Origin of the sequence: Geothrix fuzhouensis (genome assembly GCF_024609325.1) — a bacterium.
GTDB lineage: Bacteria > Acidobacteriota > Holophagae > Holophagales > Holophagaceae > Geothrix > Geothrix fuzhouensis.
Genome location: NZ_JANHMQ010000003.1, coordinates 253737 through 270927, shown reverse-complemented (window position 1 = coordinate 270927; position 17191 = coordinate 253737). Strand labels below are relative to the sequence as shown.

At 67.2% G+C, this 17191-nt stretch carries 14 protein-coding genes and 1 tRNA gene; 2 read left to right on the top strand and 13 right to left on the bottom strand.

The window, feature by feature from the left end:
• Positions 1-91: 91 nt before the first annotated feature.
• From NOV74_RS12670 to NOV74_RS12660, 3 genes are all read right to left on the bottom strand, one after another.
• Positions 92-168, bottom strand: a tRNA-Pro gene (locus NOV74_RS12670).
• Positions 169-183: 15 nt separating this feature from the next.
• On the bottom strand, positions 184-1311 hold the full coding sequence (locus tag NOV74_RS12665; RefSeq protein WP_257313081.1) for a hypothetical protein: 1128 nt from the start codon (positions 1309-1311) through the stop codon (positions 184-186).
• A gap of 13 nt (positions 1312-1324) precedes the next feature.
• Positions 1325-1741 (bottom strand): hypothetical protein, encoded by a 417-nt coding sequence (locus NOV74_RS12660; protein WP_257313078.1) that lies wholly within the window; start codon positions 1739-1741, stop codon positions 1325-1327.
• 114 nt (positions 1742-1855) lie between these two features.
• Here NOV74_RS12660 and meaB point away from each other — a divergent pair, with 114 nt between their 5' ends.
• Complete coding sequence (meaB, locus tag NOV74_RS12655; RefSeq protein WP_257313075.1) at positions 1856-2794, top strand: methylmalonyl Co-A mutase-associated GTPase MeaB; 939 nt, start codon at positions 1856-1858, stop codon at positions 2792-2794.
• 17 nt (positions 2795-2811) lie between these two features.
• Here the strand turns inward: meaB and aguB are convergent, their stop codons facing one another.
• Complete coding sequence (gene aguB / locus NOV74_RS12650) at positions 2812-3681, bottom strand: N-carbamoylputrescine amidase (RefSeq protein WP_257313072.1); 870 nt, start codon at positions 3679-3681, stop codon at positions 2812-2814.
• On the bottom strand, positions 3678-4703 hold the full coding sequence (locus NOV74_RS12645) for an agmatine deiminase family protein (protein WP_257313070.1): 1026 nt from the start codon (positions 4701-4703) through the stop codon (positions 3678-3680). Before NOV74_RS12645 ends, aguB begins: the two co-directional genes overlap by 4 nt.
• Before the next feature lie 175 nt (positions 4704-4878).
• On the opposite strand from NOV74_RS12645, the gene NOV74_RS12640 reads away from it, so the two are divergent.
• Positions 4879-6783: a CocE/NonD family hydrolase gene (locus NOV74_RS12640; RefSeq protein ID WP_257313068.1), complete on the top strand. Its 1905-nt coding sequence runs from the start codon at positions 4879-4881 to the stop codon at positions 6781-6783.
• A 173-nt stretch (positions 6784-6956) separates the two neighbouring features.
• Here NOV74_RS12640 and NOV74_RS12635 read toward each other — a convergent pair whose 3' ends face one another.
• From NOV74_RS12635 to dnaK, 8 genes are all read right to left on the bottom strand, one after another.
• Complete coding sequence (locus tag NOV74_RS12635) at positions 6957-7535, bottom strand: hypothetical protein (RefSeq protein ID WP_257313066.1); 579 nt, start codon at positions 7533-7535, stop codon at positions 6957-6959.
• A gap of 326 nt (positions 7536-7861) precedes the next feature.
• Positions 7862-8926, bottom strand: a complete 1065-nt coding sequence (locus NOV74_RS12630) for an SAM-dependent methyltransferase (RefSeq protein WP_257313064.1) — start codon at positions 8924-8926, stop codon at positions 7862-7864.
• The gene (locus NOV74_RS12625; protein ID WP_257313061.1) at positions 8923-11490 is read right to left on the bottom strand and encodes an MMPL family transporter; all 2568 of its coding nucleotides are present in this window, start codon (positions 11488-11490) and stop codon (positions 8923-8925) included. Before NOV74_RS12625 ends, NOV74_RS12630 begins: the two co-directional genes overlap by 4 nt.
• Positions 11491-11494: 4 nt before the next feature.
• Entirely contained in the window at positions 11495-12385 is an 891-nt protein-coding gene (locus NOV74_RS12620; RefSeq protein WP_257313058.1) for a P-loop NTPase family protein, read from the bottom strand.
• A gap of 13 nt (positions 12386-12398) precedes the next feature.
• Entirely contained in the window at positions 12399-13265 is an 867-nt protein-coding gene (locus NOV74_RS12615; protein WP_257313055.1) for a sigma-70 family RNA polymerase sigma factor, read from the bottom strand.
• Positions 13266-13326: 61 nt separating this feature from the next.
• Complete coding sequence (locus NOV74_RS12610; protein WP_306672476.1) at positions 13327-13707, bottom strand: MerR family transcriptional regulator; 381 nt, start codon at positions 13705-13707, stop codon at positions 13327-13329.
• 261 nt (positions 13708-13968) lie between these two features.
• On the bottom strand, positions 13969-15036 hold the full coding sequence (gene dnaJ / locus NOV74_RS12605) for a molecular chaperone DnaJ (protein WP_257313052.1): 1068 nt from the start codon (positions 15034-15036) through the stop codon (positions 13969-13971).
• 119 nt (positions 15037-15155) lie between these two features.
• The gene (dnaK, locus tag NOV74_RS12600) at positions 15156-17054 is read right to left on the bottom strand and encodes a molecular chaperone DnaK (protein WP_257313051.1); all 1899 of its coding nucleotides are present in this window, start codon (positions 17052-17054) and stop codon (positions 15156-15158) included.
• Between the last annotated feature and the right edge of the window lie 137 nt (positions 17055-17191).

Below are 17191 nucleotides of genomic sequence, written 5' to 3'. Positions count from 1 at the left end.
GCCCCCCCTGGGGGGGCCTGGGTGCTTTCCAAGCCCATTAATAAAAACTTTGGGGGGGGGGGGGCCCCCCCCCCCCCACCCCCACTATCTTTGGTCGGAGCGGAGAGATTCGAACTCTCGACCCCCTGCTCCCAAAGCAGGTGCGCTACCAGGCTGCGCCACGCTCCGATGGAACCAGTTTACTTACTTTCCGCCGATGGCGACGCTGCGGAGGTTGAGGCCGGCGCGCTGGAGGTCGAAGATCCGGGAGGCGAGGCCCACCATGAGCTGGATCTCCATGTCCTCGCGACCGCGCTTGGTGGCGCCCGCCGGGGGGATGGCGATGAGCTCGTTGGGGGTGTGGGTCCTGGACCAGGCCAAGTTCATGGCGAAGGAGATCTTCTTGTCCTGGCTGGTCAACTCGCCAGCCACGTTGGACATGAGGCCGTCGCCGCCGTAGCCCACGCGGAGCCAGCCCGGACCTTCGAAGCCGCGACTGCTGTTGGTGAGGTTGACGGCTTGCAGCTTGTTCCCAGCGCCATAGGAGAAGTCCATGCGGGTGTGGACGCCCTGCTCGTCATTCCGGAAATCCAGGTGGTGGGGCATCTGGGTGGCCTTGTCCACGGTGACTTCCAGCCGGCCCCGCTTCCAAAAGCCGAGGCTCTGGGCCATGCTCTGCTCCCGCCGCTTGGCGTCCCAGGGCTTGGTGGGGGCGTTGAAGACGAGGTGCTGGAGGGTCCGGCCGCCCGCGGTCTCCTCGCCAGCCAGGCTGGCCTTGAAGGTGGGGGCATCGATGTAGACGGCCTTGATGTCGTTGAGGGTCTGCCGGAACCAGGCCATGTAGGTGGTGGGGGCATCGGAGGGGGGCAGGTCCACCCGGGTGGTGTAGGCGTTCTGCTCCTTGCTGTAGAGGAAGCCGCGGGTGCCGCGCCGGGTGTAGAGCAGGGTGCCGAAGTCCCCGGCCAGATCCGTCCGGAAATCGCCATTGGCGAAGTAGGTGCCCCTGAGGCGGAGGTTGGCCTGGCCGCCCTGGCTGTTGCCCTTCACCTGCCCCTCGCTGAGGCTATCGACCTTCTGGTTCACGGCGGCGCCACTGAGGGCCACGCCGAGGGTGCCCTGCATCTCCACGGAGGTGATGCCCTGGTAGGGCTGGCCGAACCAGCCGGCGTCCACGGCGTCGAGCATCTGGAGAAACGCCCGGCGGGCGACTTCAGACGTGGGCTCGGGCTTGGGAGCGGTCCTGATGGCCGTGGGCTTGGTTTTAGATTTGGCGGGGCCCTGGGCAGGCAATAGGGAGGCGGTGAGCAACAAAGACAGCATGGTGAAACGCATTAGATCTCCTGACTCATGAACGGGAGTGCCGTGGAGCGGCCTTGGGTTCCGGTCGCTCTTTGGCGAAGCAGGCACGGCAGAGGGCCTTGGCGGGGTCGTCCGGGAGGAAGGGCAGGTATTCCTGGGCTCCGCAAGCCGCGCAGGTGATGTGCGAGAGGACGCGGGCACCATCCTTTTCCCCCTTCCGCTTGTACGTGAAGGAGCGGCGGTAGCAATCGGGGCAAAGGTAGAACTTCTGGCCGGTTTCCACCTTGAAATGCAGACCACACTCGGCGCAAATCTTCTCCCGGGGGGCCTTGGGGTCCGGGGGCGGCACGGAGGCACGCTTGGTGAGCCGGACGGGCACCTTGGCCGGGCCCGCAACGGCCTTGGCCTCCGGTGCCGCATCCCCGGAAGCGGGGTCATTCGAGGGTTTCAGCCCTTTGATCATCGTTGATGGTCCTACTGCGGCGCGGGCCGAAAGAACAAGGGTACCGTAAGCGGACCCCATCCGCGAGTTTCGGTCCAAGACGCCCTGGGGCTCACACTCTGGCATCCTGGGCCCATGTCCTCTGCCACCGATCTCCTGGAGCCCCTGCGCCGCGGCGAACCCCGGGCCCTGGGCAGAGCCATTTCCTGGATGGAAAATGGCCACCCCGGCGCCCGCGAGCTGATGGCCCAGCTCTGGCCGCATCTGGGCCGGGCATCGGTGATCGGCATCACAGGTCCTCCAGGAGCCGGCAAGAGCACCCTCACGGACCAGCTGGCCCGGACCCTGCGCGCCGAAGGCCAGAAGGTGGGCATCCTCGCCGTGGATCCCACCTCGCCCTTCAGTGGCGGCGCCATCCTGGGCGACCGCATCCGCATGCAGCGCATCGCGGCGGACCCGGGCGTCTTCATCCGCAGCATGGCCACGCGTGGGGCCCTGGGCGGCCTGGCGCGGGCCACCCAGGATGCCATCGACCTGCTGGACGCCGCGGGCTTCGGCACCATCCTTGTGGAGACCGTGGGCGTGGGCCAGGACGAAGTGGACGTGGTGAGCTGTGTCCAGACCTGCTGCGTGGTGCTGGTGCCGGGCATGGGCGACGAGATCCAGGCCATCAAGGCCGGCATCATGGAGGTCGCCGACCTCTTCGTGATCAACAAGGCCGATCGCGACGGCGCCGATCAGGTGGAACAGGAGCTGACGGCCATGAAGTCCCTGTCCGCCGTGCGGCCCTGGGACCCGCCGGTGCTGCGCACCATCGCCCAGCAAGGCATCGGCGTGGCGGAATTGTTGGCCGGGATTCGCGAGCACGGCGTCTGGCTCCGCGCGCACGGAGGCCTGGCGCGGAAGGCCCGGGAGCGGGCGCGGCTGCGCTTCGAGTCCCTGCTAGCCGAAGCGGCCCTGCGCCGGGCCCGGGCCCAGGCCGGCCCCGCCCGGGTGGAGGCGATCATCCAGGCCATCGCCGACCGCACCCTGGACCCCTACACAGCCGTGGCCGGGATCCTTGGCGAAGACTGACCTCCCAGGCGTCCGATTCAGACCTGGGCGATGATGCCGTAGAGATCCGGCCGGCGGTCCCTGAAGAAGCCGAAGGAGGCGCGGTTGCGGCGGATCTCGTCGAGATCCAGGTCCGCTGTGATCACCCCGGATTCGCTGCGACCCAGCTCTGCCACCTTGTCACCGCGGTGGTTCGCGATGAAGGAGTGGCCGTAGAAAGTCTGATCGCCTTCGACCCCGATACGGTTGGCGGCCACCACAGGCACCACGTTGGACACGGCGTGGCCGATCATGGCGCGCTGCCACAGGTCCTTGGTATCCAGCTCGGGGTTCTCGGGCTCGGTACCGATGGCGGTGGGATAGAGCAGGATCTCTGCGCCCAGCAGCATCATGGCCCGGGCGCATTCGGGGTACCACTGGTCCCAGCAGATGCCCACGCCCAGCTTGCCGAAGCGGGTGGGCCACACCTTGAAGCCCGTGTTGCCGGGCCGGAAGTAGAACTTCTCCTCATAGCCAGGGCCATCCGGGATGTGGCTCTTGCGGTAGATGCCCAGCATGGAACCATCGGCATCCATCATGGCCAAGCTGTTGTAGAAGGCGTGACCGTCCCGCTCGAAGAAGGAGACGGGGATCACGACGCCCAATTCCTTGGCCAAGGCCTGGAACCGGGCGAGGGTCGGGTGGCCTGCGACAGGCTTCGCCCAGTCGAAGAAGGCGTCCTTCTCCTCGCGGCAGAAATAGGGGCCCTCGAACAGCTCGGAAGGCAGGATCACCTGGGCCCCCGTGGCCGCGGCCTCGCGGACAAGGGCCTCCACCTGCGCGACGTTCTGTTCGAGGCTGTCCGTGAAGGCGCACTGGAGTGCGGCGACGCGAACGGGGCTGGTCGGCTGGCTCCTGGATTCGCTCATGGTACCTCCGGCTGCTGCTGGGTGATGCAGTGGAAGGCGCCGCCCCCGCTGAGGATGGCGCGGGCGGACCGGCCGATGACGCGATGGTCCGGGAAGAGCGGCGTCAGGGCCGCCACGGCCTCCTCATCGTAGGCCGTGCCGTAGGTGGGCACCACCACGCTACGGTTGCCGATGTAGAAGTTCACGAAGCTGGCGGGCATCAGCTCGCCGTCTTCGTCGCGCACCACGCCCGGCGAGGGGATGCGCAGCACCTGGAGCCGCCGGCCCTTGGCATCGGTAAAGCCCGCCAGATCCGCGGCCAGGCGGTCCAAGGTGGCAGCGTTGGGATCGGCGGGGTCGCGGGCCTCCATGCAGACCACCACGCCTGGTGCCACGAACCGCGCCAGGGTGTCGATGTGGCCATCCGTGTGGTCGTTGAGGAGGCCCTCGTCCAGCCAGAGCACCCTTTCGGCCCCTAGGCCGTCACACAGGGCCGCCTCGATCTCGCCCTGGTCCAGGCCCGGATTGCGGTTGGGGTTCAGCAGGCACTGGCGCGTGGTGAGGATCGTGCCTTCACCATCCACGTCCACGGACCCGCCTTCGAGAATCCAGGCATGGTCGGTCCGGGGAACACCGCTGAGGGCCGCCACCCGACCCGCCACGCGATCGTCGTCGGGCAACAGGTACTTCCGGCCCCAGCCATTGAACCCGAAGCAGGCCGCCCGCAGGGCACCGGCAGCCGTCTTCACAAAGATCGGCGCCGTGTCCCGCAGCCAGATGTCCCCCACGGGCACCAGGTGGAAGCGCACTTGGCCGAGCACGGGGGCCAGGGCGGCGCGGGCCCCCGCTTCGGCGGTCGCGTCCTGCACCAGGATGTCCAGCGACTCGCCGCCCTCCTCGGCGATGGCGCGGCAGAGGTCCGCCCATTCCGCCTGGGCCGCGGCCAGGTGCTCCCGCCAGAGGTGGCCGTGGCTGGGCCAGGCCAGCCAGCAGGCGCTGTGGCGATCCCACTCGGCGGGTTGTCGGCAGGTCGGCTGGGACATGGTGCAACACCCCTGGAAACGGAAGCGCTCCGGATGGGAGCACCCTCCAGTTCAGCAAAAGGGCCTGCTCCCGTCGAGGTTTATTGCTCCCCCGCTGGCCTTACTGCTGCAAGGACAGGAATCACCCGAATGCGCTTCATGCCGCTTATCATGATGCCTCGCCCCCGGAGCCTCCATGTCCTTGATCCGCGCCCTGCGCGCCGCGCTCGTCCTGGTCGTTCTGTGTGGCTGGGGAATCGCGCCGGCCCAGGTATCCGGGACGGGATCCGCCGCCGTGCGAGAGCAGTACACCAAGCGCGAGGTCGAGATTCCCATGCGGGACGGTGTGAAGCTCTTCACGGCCATCTACGCGCCGAAGGACGCCAGCCGGACATACCCCTTCCTGCTCCAGCGCACCCCCTACAGCGTCTATCCCTACGGCCCCGAGGCTTACCCCGAGCACCTGGGGCCAGCGATGGCCTTCCAGAAAGAGGGCTTCATCTTCGTCTACCAGGACGTGCGCGGTCGGATGATGTCCGAAGGCGAGTTCGTGAACATGCGCCCCCAGCGGGCCGCCAGCGGGGCGGCGATCGACGAGAGCACGGATACCTACGACACCCTGGAATGGCTGCTGAAGCATGTGCCACGGAACAACGGGAAGGCCGGGCAGTGGGGCATCAGCTACCCCGCCTTCTACACCGCTGTGGGCATGCTGTCGGGCCATCCGGCCCTCAAGGCCGTCTCACCCCAGGCCCCCATCGTGGATTGGTTCGCGGGCGACGACTTTCACCGCAACGGCGCCCTTTGGTTGCCCCACGCCTTCAACTTCATGGTGAATTTCGGCAAGCCCCGGCCCAAGCCGACCTCCGACTGGGGCAAGCCCTTCCGCCGGACGACCTCGGATGGGTACGAGTGGTTCCTGCGCCTCGGGTCCACGGGTGCCACCCGGCAGTACACGCAGGACGTGGCCTTCTGGAACGAGATGCTGGATCACCCAAACTACGACGCCTTCTGGCAGGCCCGCAACCTGCGGCCCCAGATCAAGGACGTGAAACCCGCTGTGCTCACCGTGGGCGGCTGGTTCGACGCGGAGAACCTCTTCGGTACCTTGCAGGTGTTCAAGACCCTGGGCCGCCAGAGCCCCGCCACCGACAGCCATTTGGTCATGGGTCCCTGGTTCCACGGCGGCTGGGAACGCAGCAAGGGGGATCACCTGGGCCCCGTGCAATTCGGGACGGACGCCTCAGCCTGGTTCCAGGCCGAAGTGCTTTTCCCCTTCTTCATGCATCACCTGAAGGATGCGGCGACCCCGGCCTTGGCCAAGGCCACCGTCTTTGAAACGGGCGCCAACCGCTGGCACCAGTTGGATGCCTGGCCGCCGAAATCCGCCACACAAGCGCGGGTCTACTTCCAGCCCGGAGGCCGCCTGGCCTTCACGCCTCCGCCCGCCGATGGCGGCGCCGACAGCTACGTCTCCGACCCGGCCAAACCCGTGCCCTTCATCGAGCAGGTCGCCATCGGCATGCCGCGGGAATACATGACGGCGGATCAGCGCTTCGCCGGCCGCCGCCCGGACGTGCTGGTGTACCAGACGGACGCCCTCAACGAGGACCTGACCTTCGCGGGCCCTCTGCGGCCTGAACTCTTCGTCGCCACCACGGGCACGGACGCCGACTGGGTGGTGAAGCTCATCGATGTCTACCCGGATGATTTCAAGAACCCCGATTTCAAAGAGGGCGGTGCCTCCCCCTGGGATCGCACCCCCAACCCCATGGGTGACTACCAGCAGCTGGTGCGCGGTGAAGTCATGCGCGGCAAGTTCCGCGACAGCCTCGCGAAGCCCGCCCCCTTCGTCCCCAGCCAGCCCACCCGTGTGGCCTGGTCCATGAACGACATCTTCCACACCTTCAAGAAGGGCCACCGCGTCATGGTGCAGGTCCAGAGCACCTGGTTCCCCCTCATGGACCGCAATCCCCAGGTGTTCATGGACATCAATAAAGCGAAGCCAGAGGACTACAAGAAGGCCACCCACACCGTCTTCCACGACGCCGCGAGGCCCAGCGGGATCGGGGTCAGTGTGTGGTCCGAAACCAAAAAATAAACCACCGATGAACACCGATAAAAGCTGATGAACACTGCTAATTCATCCTAGATAGGATCAGACTTAGGGACTATTTTGGACCACCAGTCGGGCATACACGATTAGCGAACAGTGAAAATGAAGCCCAGTGTCGCAATGGATGGACTCTTAGGCTCCGCAAAGTGAGGCAAGGGCTATTTGGCGCCTGTAGCAAGGGCTGTATCGAGGTAGGTGGCGATCTCTGCAGCTGCTTCTGGGTTAGTCCGAGCTCGGTTGGTCATGGCCTTAATGTCATAACTGAGCGAGACGGCCACTACCCCCGTGTCGAGGCGGGCAATGGTCAAATTGACCTTAGTGACGACCTGGGAAGAGGCGTCGTAGAAGTAGTCGAGTTTCCCGACGAATTCGGACTTCATCCGGTGGATGTTCTGCCTAGTGATCAGCTCGTCCCCGGCGACCTTGGCGGCAGCCTTGGTGGCATCGTCGCTACTTGTAGTGACGGCACCGGCCTTGGCTTCACCGGTTTTCTTTTCCTGGGAGATGGTTTCTGAAACGAGATCCGAAATGACATTAAAGCCCTTGCGAATCATCTCTTTTTCAAGCTCTGGCTTAAATTTAACTCCGTCGTTACCAGCCGTGAGAGTGATCGTAGAGTCCTTGGTGAGCTTAGCACTTGCCCGAACGGCGACGTCCCCCGTGGTGGAAGGCGGATGGCATCCAGTGGTAATGCCAAACACGAGTCCGAACGCGAAGAGAACCGATAGGGACTTCATGGAGAACTCCTTGTAAGCGAACGAACGTTTGGTCTTGGTGGATTCTATGCCCTGGCCTTGCGGGACGGATTGCCTTGTGATTCCCATCACTCTGTTCTCAGACCTTGGGTTCTGCGAGAGCTGGATCCACGCGTGGTGGATGGGAACTCAACCGCCTCGTATTGACTCGTCTTCAGAGGGCTTCCCTAATACTGCGAGAAGCTGACCTGAAAGCATCGGGTATAGGTGTCGCCTCGTTGGTGCCAGACAGGCTTTTGCGGAAACTTGTTCAATTTTCCGGGGTGTTCATCGTGTCTTTCCCGGTGTTCACCCGGGTTTATCGGTGGTTAATCTTTCTTTCCCTTCCATCCTTCCAGCACCCGGAACCGGCTGCCCATCAGGTCAGGGAGGGTGAGCTGGAGGAGGTTCTCGGTGCGCTTCATGCGCTCGGGGGCCGGGAGGGTCATCCACACGGGGGCCCATTGCTCCAGGGGCGCATGGGTACGAATCCACTTGCTCAGTTCCATGTGGGAGAGGTCCGCCAGACCTTCGCCTTCGAGCAGCGCCGCCAGTCGCGTGAAGTCGACATCGGCTGTCAAATCAGCTTCGCCCAGGCCCTCGTGCCAGTTGCCATCCACACTGTGGGCCTTGAAGCGGCGCAGGTCCGCTCCCTTCGCCAGGAGTCGATCGGCGGATTCGCCGTAGTCCACCGTCAGGAAGAGACCCGCCTGCAGGGGCGAGGCCAGGTCGTGCACGAGTGCCGGCAGGCCTTCGCACCAGATGCTGCCGTCGCGGGGTTCCAGACCGTCGGTCCGGGCGGCGAACCAGGCGCCGGCCTCGCCGGGATCCGCCGCCTGCCACTGGGTGCCCGCGGCGGTCAGCACCTCGCGGGTCCAGCGCTCGCCGTCCCAGCGCCAAGGCTGGGCCGGCAGGGCATCGAAGAGTTCGTTGCTGAAGATGGCGCCGGTGAACGGCTCCAGAGGTTCTGATTCAGCAGCGAATCGCGCGCGATTCGCCGTCAGGAAAGGCGAAAGGGCCTCTTCCGCCGCGCGCTTCGCGGCGGGGTTGTCGTCGCGGTGGACGTAGACGAGGGCCTCGGCAAAGGGGCCGGTGACCGCATTCAGCACATCACGGCCCAGCCAACCCCGGCCCGCGCCGGGTTCCAGGGCGGTGAAGGTGGCCGGCCGGCCCAGGCGTTCCCAGGCCGCCTCCAGCCGCAGGGCGATGGTCTGGCCCAGCAGGGGCCCCAGATCCAGGGCCGTGTAGTAGTCCTTGCCTTCGAAACCCCAGGGCCCCTCTTGCCGACGGTAGTAGCCGTGCTCGGGGTGGTAGAGGCCCAGGGCCATCACCTCGGCGGCGGGGACGGGGCCTTCCTGGAGGCGGGACTGCAGCAGCTCGATCAGGGGGTTCACTTCTTCTCCCGGGACTTCGATTCCAGCGGCCACTTCTCGAGCAGCACGGGCAGCAACCACTGCGTGAGGATCAGGGCCAGGGCCACGCCGCCCAGGCAGGCGAGGCCGAGGCCGCGAAGGCCTCGGTACCCGCTGAACACCATGCCGCCGAACCCGGCCAGGGTGGTGCCCGCGCACACGGCGTTCACCCGGGCCACGCGCTGGGGGGCGTCAGCCTCGCCCCGGGCCCGGTGCAGCAGGTTGAAAGCAGTGTCCACGCTGACGCCCAGGGCGATGGGGATGGCCATGAGGGACAGGAAGGTGAGGGGCTCGCCCCCCCAACCCAGGGCGCCCAAGGCCCCGGCCTGGCTGGCCAGCAGGGGCACCAGGGCGAACAGGGCGAAACGCAGGCTGCGACCGAAGATGGCGATGACGACGAAGATCCCCACCAAGGCCAGGAGCACGGCCTGCTGGACGGCGTCCCGCGCGATGCCCTTGACCACACGGAACAGGGGCTGCGTGCCCACGAAGCGCCCGCCGGCCGCCTCGACTTCCGGCGTGAGGCGGAGGAGGGTGGCCTCGTCCAGGCGGATGGGCACCGTCAGGGCCGGGGCCAGCGGGGCGGGGATCCGCCCATGGTGCAGGTGACCCCAGAGGGTCCAGCGGTGGGTGGCTTGAGGCGGCTGGGCCGCCCGCGGCAACAGGGCCTGGAGGGCCCGCACGGGTTCGCCCGGGTCCGCCGCGGCAGAGGCCAGGGCGGACAGGGGGCCCTCCAGTCCCGCGGGATCCAGGCCCGCCTTGGCCGCAGCCTCCAGCATCTGATGCCGCCAGGTCTCGGAGCCCAGGGTGTGGCGCAGCTCCGGGTCCATGGCCTCCCAGTCCGGAATCGGGAGGCCCGCCTCCCGGAGAATGGGGCTCAGCTTGTTCCACCGGGCCGGGAGGCGGTCGGGATCTTCGAGGGGAATCTGCAGGGCGAGGGGCTGGAGGCTGGCGCCGAGGGTCTTCGTCAGCCGCGTCTGGAGCGTGAGGGCGGGGTTGCCCTGGGCGCGGAAGCGGCGCAGGTCTTCCTCCCAGCGGGTGCGCGGGGCGCCCGCGAGGGCCAGCACCAGCAGGCCCAGAGCCGCCCAGGGGGCCCAGGCCCGGCGGCGCGGCAGGGGTGGGGGCGGGCCCGGGGCGAAGGTGCCCTTGCCGCCATCCAGCCAGAGGAGCATGGGGGGCATCACCAGGAAGGTGGCGGCGAGGCAGGCCAGCAGGCCCAGGCCCGTGGTGAGGCCCAGATCCCGGATGCCGGGGAAGGGAGCGAAGGCCAGGGCCAGGAAAGCCAGGGCCGTGGCCAGGGCACCGGCCACCACGCCGGGGCCCGTGCCCAGGAGGGCCGCCTCCAGTGCCTGGGCCTTGGTCCGGCCCCCCCGGCGTTCCTCCCGATAGCGACTGAAGAGCAGGATGCCCACGTCATCGCCCACGCCCAGCAGCACCGCGCCGAAGCCCGCAGCCATGAGGTTCACGCGCCCCAGGATCCAGCCCGTGAGGCCCAGGGACCAGATCATGCCAATGAGCAGGGGGCCCATGACGAAGCCGTAGCCCGCGAGTGTGCGGAAGCCCAGCCAGTACACCAAGCCGATGAGAATGAAGCTGAGGGCCAGGCTGAGCAGCACCTCGAGAGTGAGCCGGTGCGATTCCCAGGCGGTGATGGCGTGGGCACCGGTGGCCTGCACCGGGAACGCTCGACCAGCCTGTGGCCCCAAGGCGGCTTCGGCGGCTTTCAGGGTGGCGGCTTCTGGCAGGGGACCCTCGGCCCCCCGGCCCAGCCACACCAGGGCGCGGGTGGTGGCTTTCACATCGGTGGCCGGGAAGCCCGCCACCAGGGGCAGCAGGACGAAACGGCCATCCTTGGTCTCCAGGTAGCCGGTCCGCATGCGCAAGGTGAAAGCCCGGCCCAGGGCCTGGGCCTTGGCCATGCCTTCGCCGTTCTGGGGGGCCAGGTCCCGGAGACCCAGGGGATCCAGCCGGGCCAGGGCTGCGGGCAGGGGTTCGGGCGAGGCCAGGGCTTTCGCGGTGGCCTGCATCCGCCGCTGCATTTCCGCCGGATCCTTCAGCGGCTCCAGGCGATCCCCCAGCCAGGCCGGCGCCAGGGCGTAGAGGGTCTCGGTGGTGAGACGGCTCACGGCGGCATCGCCCTCGGTGATGGCCCCCACGGCCAGGAGCGCCGGCCAGGGGCTCACGCCCTCGGGACCGGGCACCAGCACGGGGTCGGACAAGCGTCCTTCGGCGGCCAGGCCGTTGAGGGGCAGGCCGCCCTTCGTGAGGAGGCGGTCCACCAGGCCTTCGGCCCAGGCGCGGCGGGCCTCCAGATCGGCTTCGTTCCCCTCGGCCACCAGCCACAGCAGCTCTTGCTGGCCGACGCCGGCTTCCAGGTTGGCCCGCACGGCCGGGTTCTCCGCCGGCAGCAGGCTCATCAGATCCAGGGCCCGCTCCACTCGCAGCGTGCCCCAGCCCAGCACCAGGGTGAGGCCCGCCGTGAGAAGCCAGAGTCCCGAGGGCCGGGACAGGTGCAGGCGGAGGAGGCCGCGCAACAGGGCTTTCATGGGGCTACCCCCGCTCCATGCGCTCGATCCAGGGTTTCAGGGCCGGCACCATCTCCACGCGCTCGGCCCCACGGAGCCGTTCGAGAAGGCTGCCGTCCTCCAGGCGGGCGAGGGGGTGGTTTTCCCGGCGATCCATGGCCTCGGGGGGCCCGAGGGAGGTCAGGATGGTGGGCAGTTCTTCGCTGTAGCGATGGTCCAGAAGCTGGGCCAGCGCCGCTGCCACGCGGATATCCGTATCCATGCGGTCCCAGTCGTCCAGCACGAGAAGGGGTGGATCCTGCAGGGGTTCCACCAGGTCCCGCACGCTCTGGAAGGCCTGGTTCTGGAAGCTGCGGATGTCGTAGTAGGCATCCTTGATGGCCTGGCTCAGCGTCCGCACGGAGACGAACCGCCCACCCTTGCCTGTGCGCTCGGTCCAGGCTCGCAGGGCCGCGGCGGCGAGGGTGCTGCGGCCGCTCTGGGCGGGACCGTGGATCCACCACAGCTCCCAGCCGTGGCGGAACTTGTGCTTGCCGTTCGAAGCCCACTGGAAGAGCCATTCCGCCCCGGCGGGACGGATGCCGTGCTCGGGCCGCCGCTTGAGGGCCGCGAGCAGCTTCACCAGATCTTCGCGCCCCTCCAGCTCGCCCACCTCGTCGGCGGGTCGGGCCAGCAGATCCTCGAGGTCGGCCACGCGATCCAGCAGGGCACGGGCATGGCTGGCCTGGATGTTGTTCCACCACTTCCAGAATCGTGCGAAATCGGCTTCCCGATAACGGGCCGGCAGGCCCAGCGTTTCCGCGTCCGGCGCCACATCCGCCGTGCAGCCGCAGACCATCACCGGCTTCTGGGGATCCGGATCGAAAATGAGGCCCTGCCCCTGACAGCGGGGACAGTCGGGGCGGCCCTTCAGCATGGCCAGCCTCCGGTCATGGCCCGTCCCCGCCGCGGAGGAAGCCGCCCAGGACTTCACGGCGCCGCTCGCGGATGCGGGAGAAGGCCCGCTCTTCCAGCTGGCGCACACGCTCGCGAGAGATGGGGGGGACGAACTGCTTGCCGATCTGCTCCAAGGTGAGGGGATCCTCGCCGCCGAGGCCGAAGTGGAGGGTGATGATCTTCCGCTCCTTCTCGCTCAGCGTGGCCAGGCTGACCTCGATCTGCTCGAGGAAGGCCTCCTGATCCAGGGTCTGCATGGCGGAGGGCTCCACCTCCTGCTCCAGGCTGTCACCCACGGTGAGGTCCGAATCCCCCAGGCCCTGCTCGGTGGACACGGTGGACGTGGTCTGCTGGAGCAGCTGGAGGCGCTCCACCTCCTCTTCGGTGAGGTTGGCCGCCGCCGCGATTTCCTTGAGCATGGGCACGCGGCCCAGGGATTGGCTGAGTTTCTGGGTCACCCGGTTCAGGTGCACCAGGTGGCCCGCCACCTTCTGGGGCAGGCGGATCTTGTTCCCGTGCTCGGCGAGGGCGTGGAAGATGGCCTGGCGGACCCACCAGGAAGCGTAGGTGAGGAACTTGTTCAGGCGCTCGGGATCGAAGCGCTTCGCCGCCTCGATGAGGCCCAGGTTGCCCTCGCTGATGAGGTCCAGCAGATCCAGGCCCATGCCTTCGAACTTGCGGGCCTCCTTCACCACAAAGCGCAGGTTGCCCTCCACCAGCTTGCGGAGGCCTTCGGGATTGCGGTCGTTCTGCCACAGCCGCCCGTTGATGCGCTCCTCCTCTGCCGTAAGCAAAGGCAGGTGGCGGATCGAATCGAAATACTTGTCGAGCGAGCGCTCTTCGAGATGCCGGAGGGGCACAGATCACCTAGGGAGAAGGATCAGCATAGCAAGCGACCCGGCCTGCTTGCGAAGCCTCAGATCATGACCGTTTGCGGAGTCCATGCGGCGTCAGCTTCACCAGGCCTGTGCCAGTCATCGGCCGGGGCACGTCCTTCACGCCCGCGGCCTCCAGGGCCTGGGCCAGGCGCTCGAGTTCCTCCTGCATGCGGTTCAGGCGGTCCCGCAAGCCCAGCACCACCTCCACCCCGGCGAGGTTCACGCCCAGATCGCGAGTGAGATTAAGGATGAATTCCAACCGCTCCAGATCCTCGTCGCTGTAAAGGCGGGTCTTGCCCTCGGTCCGGCTGGGCGTGAGGAGGCCCTCCCGCTCGTAGAGGCGCAAGGTCTGGGGATGCACGCTGTAGCGCATGGACACCACGCCGATCATGTAGGCGCCGAGTCTCGGGTCTCTGGAGCTCATATCGCCTCCCCACAATGCCGCGATGGCAGCCGGCCGGGATGCACCGCCAGGAAGGGCCCGCAGGGCAACGTGGTTCGTTGTTCAAGGGGCCTGACGCCGCGGGGCGCCCGCCTGGCTTCATCCCTCCGGGCGAGGGGTGGCGGGCGTCGCGATGCCGCGTCACGCTCGTCGCGCGTAGTACCTGCTACGCTTCGACTCGCGTTCCTCGCCTCGCTCGCCCGGCACCCCTCGCGCGGCGCCGTGGGGAGGTGATATGAGCTCCTAGCCATGGCTTGCACTCCGTTGCTTCCGCACGTCCGCGTCGTTGAGGTCCGCCAGTTCCCGCAGCAGTTCCTTGCTGCGCTCGTCCTGGATCACAGGAGTCACCACGGCCACCTCCGCGATGAGGTCGCCTCGCTGGCTGCTCCTGGGAATGGGCATGCCCTGGCCCTTGAGCCGGAGCCGAGCGCCGGTCTGGGTGCCGGGGGGCACCTTGATGGTCTGCTGGCCCCCGGGGGTGGGCACGTCCACCTTGGCCCCCAGGGCTGCCTCGGAGAAGCTGATGGGCAAGCGCACGTACAGGTTCGGCCCCTTGCGTTCGAAGCGGGCGTCCGGTTCCATGCTGATCTGCAGGAAGAGGTCGCCGGGACCGCCGCCTCGGCGTCCGGCCTCGCCCTTGCCGGCCACCCGCAGCCGGGCGCCATCCTCCACCCCCGCCGGGATGGCAATGGTGACAGTCTCCTGCCGAGGATGCCGGCCGGCGCCGCCGCACTCGGGACACGCCGGGGCGCGCGTGCCGCGGCCCTGGCAGTCGGGGCAGGTGCGGCCAAAGGAGAGGAAGCCCGAGCCCCCGCCCACCTTGCCCTTGCCGTGGCAGGTGCGGCACAGCTCCTGTTTCTTGGTGGCCTCGCCCGTGCCGTGACAAGCCAGACACGGCTCGGAGCGGTTGATACGCAGGTTGAGGCGCGTGCCCTCGAAGGCCTCTCGGAATCCCAGGCGCACGGAGTGGACCAGGTCCTCGCCGCGCTCGGGCCCGTGGCGCATGGGCCGCCCGCCAAAGCCCGCGAAGATGTCCTCGATGGAAATCCCCCCGCCCTGATCGAAGCCAGGAGGAACCTGGGCTCCGGGGCCGCTGGGATCGCCGTAGGTGTCGTAGTTCTTCCGCTTCTCCGGGTCCGACAGCACATCGTTGGCCTCGGCCAGCTTCTTGAACTCCGCCTCGGCCTTGGCGTCGCCGGGATTCAGGTCCGGGTGGTGCTTTCGCGCCAATTTCCGGTACGCCTTCTTGATCTCCTCCTCCGAGGCGGTTCGGGGGACGCCCAGGATCTTGTAGTAGTCGGGGTGGGACATGGGTTTAGTCTAGAGCACTCAGATTTCATTCAAGGTGAAAAAAGCAGGGCCCCAGCTCTGCCGGGGCCCTGCGTGGGGGTCCCGGGGGTGTTCGCGCAGCGAGGAACCCCCGGACAGAGCTAACTGACGACTTCCGCGTCGATCACATTGTCGTCGCCCTTCTTCTCGCCGGGCTGGGCGCCAGGGGCGCCGGGGGTGCCGCCGCCATCCTGGGGGGGTTCCTGCTTGTAGAGGCTTTCCGCCAGCTTGTGGCTCTTGGCGGTGAGCACCTCCAGGGCCTTCTTGATGCGGTCCTGGTCCAGGCTGGCCAGGGCGGCCTTGGCCTCGACGATGGCCTCCTCGGCCTCCTTCTTGTCGCCCTCGGGCAGCTTGTCGCCGCTGTCCTTCAGGAGCTTCTCCACCTGGTAGACCATCTGGTCGAGGTGGTTCTTCTCCTCCAGCAGGGCCTTGCGGGCCTCGTCGTCGGCCTTGTGGGCCTCGGCGTCCTTCACCTTGGCGTCGATCTCCTCCTTGGAGAGGCCGGTGCTGCCCGTCAGCGTGATGCTGGCGTCCTTGCCCGTGCCCTTGTCCTTGGCGGTGACGTGGACAATGCCGTTGGCGTCGATGTCGAAGGTGACCTCGATCTGGGGCATGCCCCGCGGCGCTGGCGCGATGTTGCCGAGGTGGAACTGGCCCAGCAGCTTGTTCCCTTCGACCACGGGCCGCTCACCCTGGAAGACCTCGATGTCCACGCCGGGCTGGTTGTCCACGGCGGTGGTGTAGATCTCTGAACGCTTGGTGGGGATGGTGGTGTTGCGGGGGATGATGACGCTCATCTGGCCGCCGTTGGCGTTGATGCCGAGGGAGAGCGGCGTCACGTCCAGGAGCAGCACGCCCTTGACGTCGCCCGCCAGCACGCCCGCCTGCACGGCGGCGCCCAGCGCCACGACCTCGTCGGGGTTCACGCTGTGGTTGGGGTCCTTGCCGAAGATCGACTTCACCATCTCCAGCACCTTGGGGATGCGGGTGGAACCACCCACCATCACCACTTCGTCGATCTCGTGGTGGGCCAGCTTGGCGTCCTTCACCGCGTTCTCGCAGGGGCCCTTCAGCTTCTGCAGGATGGGCTCGATCATCAGTTCGAACTTGGCGCGGGAGAGCGTCTGGTTCACGTGCTTGGGGCCGCTGGCGTCCGCCGTGATGTAGGGCAGGCTGATGTCGGTCTGCGTGGTGCTGGAGAGCTCGATCTTGGCCTTCTCGGCGGCCTCCTTGAGGCGCTGCATGGCGTCGGCCTGCTTGCGGAGGTCGATGCCCTCGGCCTTCTGGAACTCGTCCGCCAGCCAGTCGATGATGGCCTGGTCGATGTTGTCGCCGCCCAGGTGGGTGTCGCCGTTGGTGGACTTCACCTCGACCACGCCTTCGGAGACTTCGAGGATGGAGATGTCGAAGGTGCCGCCGCCGAAGTCGAAGACGGCGATGGTGCCGTCCTTCTTCTTGTCCAGACCATAGGCAAGCGCGGCAGCCGTGGGCTCGTTGACGATGCGCTTCACGTCTAGGCCCGCGATGGCGCCGGCGTCCTTGGTGGCCTGGCGCTGGGCGTCGTTGAAGTAGGCGGGCACCGTGATGACGGCCTCGGTGATCTTCTCACCCAGGTAGGCCTCGGCGGCCTCCTTCATCTTGTTCAGCACCGCGGCGCTGATCTCCTCGGGGCTGAGGTGCTTGCCGTTCACCACCACGGCGCAGCCGCCCTTGTCGGCACGCTCCACGGTGTAGGGGACGAGCTTCTGCTCCTTGTCGGAGTCGGCGTAGGGCAGGCCCATGAACCGCTTGATGGAATAGATGGTGCTCTTTGGCTGGGCCACGGCCTGGCGCTTGGCCGGGGCGCCCACGAGTCGCTCGCTGGTCTTGGGGTTGAAGCCCACCACGGAAGGCGTGGTGTCCGCGCCCTCGGGATTCGGGATCACCTTGGGCTGCCCGCCTTCCATGACGGCCACGCAGCTGTTGGTGGTACCGAGGTCAATGCCGATGATCTTGCCCATGGGGTTGCTCCTTCTGTGGGTTGCTGCTGGGGGACAGGCCGGGCTGCGCCCATCCTGTCCCTATGAGGATACAAGTCGGGTGCTCATTGTCAATATGATCTTCCAAATTAGACTCATATTTTCTTCTTTATTGTTCA

What these genes read in the sequence shown, in the direction of transcription:
- meaB (WP_257313075.1), top strand. Translation starts at nt 1,856, where the DNA reads ATGTCCTCTGCCACCGATCTCCTGGAGCCCCTGCGCCGCGGCGAACCC.
- NOV74_RS12645 (WP_257313070.1), bottom strand. Translation starts at nt 4,703, where the DNA reads ATGTCCCAGCCGACCTGCCGACAACCCGCCGAGTGGGATCGCCACAGC.
- NOV74_RS12660 (WP_257313078.1), bottom strand. Translation starts at nt 1,741, where the DNA reads ATGATCAAAGGGCTGAAACCCTCGAATGACCCCGCTTCCGGGGATGCG.
- NOV74_RS12625 (WP_257313061.1), bottom strand. Translation starts at nt 11,490, where the DNA reads ATGAAAGCCCTGTTGCGCGGCCTCCTCCGCCTGCACCTGTCCCGGCCC.
- dnaK (WP_257313051.1), bottom strand. Translation starts at nt 17,054, where the DNA reads ATGGGCAAGATCATCGGCATTGACCTCGGTACCACCAACAGCTGCGTG.
- aguB (WP_257313072.1), bottom strand. Translation starts at nt 3,681, where the DNA reads ATGAGCGAATCCAGGAGCCAGCCGACCAGCCCCGTTCGCGTCGCCGCA.
- NOV74_RS12620 (WP_257313058.1), bottom strand. Translation starts at nt 12,385, where the DNA reads ATGCTGAAGGGCCGCCCCGACTGTCCCCGCTGTCAGGGGCAGGGCCTC.
- NOV74_RS12640 (WP_257313068.1), top strand. Translation starts at nt 4,879, where the DNA reads ATGTCCTTGATCCGCGCCCTGCGCGCCGCGCTCGTCCTGGTCGTTCTG.
- NOV74_RS12610 (WP_306672476.1), bottom strand. Translation starts at nt 13,707, where the DNA reads ATGAGCTCCAGAGACCCGAGACTCGGCGCCTACATGATCGGCGTGGTG.
- NOV74_RS12635 (WP_257313066.1), bottom strand. Translation starts at nt 7,535, where the DNA reads ATGAAGTCCCTATCGGTTCTCTTCGCGTTCGGACTCGTGTTTGGCATT.
- NOV74_RS12665 (WP_257313081.1), bottom strand. Translation starts at nt 1,311, where the DNA reads ATGCGTTTCACCATGCTGTCTTTGTTGCTCACCGCCTCCCTATTGCCT.
- dnaJ (WP_257313052.1), bottom strand. Translation starts at nt 15,036, where the DNA reads ATGTCCCACCCCGACTACTACAAGATCCTGGGCGTCCCCCGAACCGCC.